We start from the raw sequence: 3,348 nt of genomic DNA, 5'->3' as shown, positions 1-3,348 counted from the left end.
AATTTGGGATAATTTAGTTTTTGCAAGTCCGTTATCTTCAGAAAAATTCCAGTAAGCTTTGTTATCTCAAAATTTGTATAAAATAAACCTTGAAAACTGTATTTAACTTCATGAATATCCTAAATCATTTGATAACAACAAGATTTCCAAATTGTTTCAAAAGTAGAAAATCTGAGTATTTCGAGATAATTAATTCTTCCTTCTCCAAAAATTTACAGCAGATTTCAAGTTGGTGAGGTCTACAAGCTAAGTCTGTTACCCAGGTATAAAGCGTGTTTTACTTCTGAATTTTGTATTCTGCTGTATAACTTGAGTGAAAACAAATATTGGTTAGAATAACTTAGATTAGTAACTATTAAGAGGCATCATTTGTGCATCTGTTAGTTGCCAAAAGTGTCAAATAACACAATACTTTTAAAAGTACATCAACTATGCAAACAGAATATCGGCAGCGTCGCGAGCAATTAATGGCAAAAATTGGTGATGGGACAGCCATTTTTCGCAGTGCGCCAATGGCAGTGATGCACAACGATGTCGAGTATGTTTATCGCCAAGATAGTGATTTTTTTTACTTGACTGGTTTTAATGAGCCACAAGCAGTAGCAGTGTTAGCGCCGCATCATTCAGAACATCGGTTTGTGCTGTTTGTCCAACCAAAGGATCGCGAAAAGGAAGTATGGACTGGTTATCTTTGTGGGGTAGATGCAGCCAAGGAAATTTATGGTGCTGATGAAGCGTACCCGATTAGCGAGTTAGATGAAAAGTTGCCGCAGTATTTAGAAAAAGCCAGCCGGATTTATTATCACTTAGGACGCGATCGCAATTTTAACGATCAAATCCTGAAACATTACCAAAGTTTACTGCGGACTTATCCGAAGCGCGGTACAGGCCCGATCGCTATTGAAGATACTGGCCCTGTCCTGAACAGCATGAGATTGATCAAAAGCGAAGCTGAGGTGCAATTGATGCGTCAAGCAGCTGCGATCGCTACTGTTGCACACAATTATGCCCAAGAAATCGCCGCACCTGGACGTTATGAGTACGAAATACAGGCGGAGATGGAGCGGATCTTTCGAGTGCGGGGTGGGTTAGGGCCTGCTTATCCTTCGATTGTGGCTTCTGGTGTAAATGCTTGCGTACTACACTACATTGAAAATAATCGTCAAATGCAGGATGGAGAATTACTGCTAATTGATGCCGGTTGTGCTTACGGTTATTACAATTCTGATATTACCCGGACATTTCCTGTGGGGGATAAGTTTACGCCAGAACAAAAGACGCTGTATGAGATTGTTTTAGAGGCACAAAAACAAGCGATCGCTCAAGTGCAACCAGGTAATCCTTTCAAATTAGTTCACGATACAGCAGTGCGCATTCTCACGGAAGGTTTAGTCGAACTTGGCATTCTCAAAGGTGAAATTGATAAGTTAATTGAAGAAGAGAAATACAAGCCATATTATATGCATCGCACCAGTCATTGGTTAGGTTTGGATGTCCATGATGTAGGTGTTTACCAGCATGGTGAAGACAAACCACAGATTTTACAACCAGGTCAAATTTTGACAGTGGAACCGGGACTATATATTGTGCCAGATACCAAACTAGCAGAAGACCAGCCTGAGACTGATCCTCGATGGGTTGGCATTGGTATTCGTATTGAGGATGATGTGTTAGTTACACCTGGGGGACATGAGGTTTTAACTGCGGAGGTTCCAAAAGAAATAGATGAAATAGAAAGATAAAAAATGGGGATGATGCCATTGGTGTCAAGTTAGGAAAAATGGATGACTTTGCAGAAATACGTTCGGCAGTTCTGCACCTGCTTAGCCGCGACTTCCAGTCGCCCAATACTTTTAAAACTCCACTTCTAAAGGAAAAATTGCGGTGAAAGTAGAGCCAACGCCTACCTGCGAGACTAGGTTAATTTGACCTTGCAATAGTTTTACCAACCGTGAAACGATCGCTAATCCCAATCCCGTACTATCAGGAAGATAGGGGCGATCGCTAGAACTCACGCGAAAGTAAGGTTCAAATATCTGAGCTTGGTTTTCGGGTGCAATGCCAACTCCAGTGTCAGAAACTGCGATCGCCCATCTCTGGTTATCTAACACTTGACATATTGTAATAATAGTCCCCGACTCTGTATAACGAATCGCATTACTAATAAGATTTGTAACTATTTGTTGTAATTGAAAAGAATCTGTAATCAACTTTTCGGGTGCGCGATCGCAATCGACTACGATTTGTAAATTTTTTCCCGCAGCCAAAGGTTCCAACATTTGACAGACATTATCGATTAATTCCCGCACATCGGTAGGCGTTAATTGGATTTTTATCTGTCCTGCCTCATAGCGCGAAAGTTCTAGTACATCATTGATTAAATGGAGTAGCTGTCTACCATTGCGTAGTACCCGCTCAATATGTTCTAAATTAGTATACTTCTCTTTTATATCGGGCTTTCGTCGTTGTTGGCGTAAAAACAGATCCGAATAACCAATAATAGAAGTTAGAGGATGTTTTAATTCGTGGGCTAGTTGGGAAAGATACTCTTGATTAGCACTAATTAACTGCGTGAGTTCCTCATTATGGAGTGTTAGCGATGCTTGCAACTGCTGTAATTCCCGCAAGCGTTCTTCAACATAACTCTTGAAACATCGAGCGATCGCTTCGTCTATGATAGCGTCAATCAAACGTATGGAACGAATTATCTCTACAGGTGTTCCCCCCAATAAATCTGCTTGTAGAGCATCAAATATTACTGTTCGTAGCAAATGATATTCTCTGGCTATTTCTGCTGGATCAAACCCTTGTTCGGCTCGAATAGCTCCATGCTGGAAACTGGCAGTAACTATCGACTGAATATCATTATCCTGAGATTTTGAAAGCACCGTTACCATTGCTTTCAAAACATCAGGGACATGATCCTTTACCGCTGTATAAGATAGGTCATCAGCACTTTCAATCCGTCTATCCTTACGAACTGCTAGAATCCATTTATCAACGATGGTGTCCGTTTTTTCAGCCAGTACTTGACTAAAATCCATTATGTTAAATTCAGCTAGGAGATAGATGAGTAAACTTCCATATCCAATTAGTTTAGCGAGTGCAGTGGGTATTTACCAAATTTAACAATTTAGTTCACCTACCAAAAGGAATAGATTATATATGCTCTTTTGTTTGCTGATTAATTTACTTCGTATAAATTTTTACCAATATAACTTATTTCCTATTAAAAAATATCAATCAAGCATGTAACATTCTTGATGCTTGGCTCGACTATATTGTTTAGCAGTCTGTGTAAGTGGTGCACTCACAACATAAATAGTAGCATAAGTTTTAAAAATTACC

Annotated in this window: 2 protein-coding genes; one reads left to right on the top strand and one right to left on the bottom strand. The window is 39.8% G+C overall.

The window, feature by feature from the left end; translation table 11 throughout:
• Nucleotides 1-431: 431 nt before the first annotated feature.
• The gene (locus tag IQ229_RS19445) at nucleotides 432-1,742 is read left to right on the top strand and encodes an aminopeptidase P N-terminal domain-containing protein (RefSeq protein ID WP_194046564.1); all 1,311 of its coding nucleotides are present in this window, start codon (nucleotides 432-434) and stop codon (nucleotides 1,740-1,742) included.
• Nucleotides 1,743-1,853: 111 nt separating this feature from the next.
• On the opposite strand, the gene IQ229_RS19440 is transcribed toward IQ229_RS19445, so the two are convergent.
• A complete protein-coding gene (locus tag IQ229_RS19440; protein ID WP_194046562.1) occupies nucleotides 1,854-3,044 on the bottom strand; it encodes a sensor histidine kinase in 1,191 nt (396 codons plus the stop codon).
• Nucleotides 3,045-3,348 lie beyond the last annotated feature (304 nt).

Source organism: Nostoc cf. edaphicum LEGE 07299 (assembly GCF_015207245.1).
GTDB classification, from domain to species: Bacteria; Cyanobacteriota; Cyanobacteriia; order Cyanobacteriales; family Nostocaceae; genus Nostoc; species Nostoc edaphicum_B.
The sequence above is the reverse complement of the archived record's forward strand: the minus strand, read 5'-3'. Positions and strand labels throughout refer to the sequence as shown.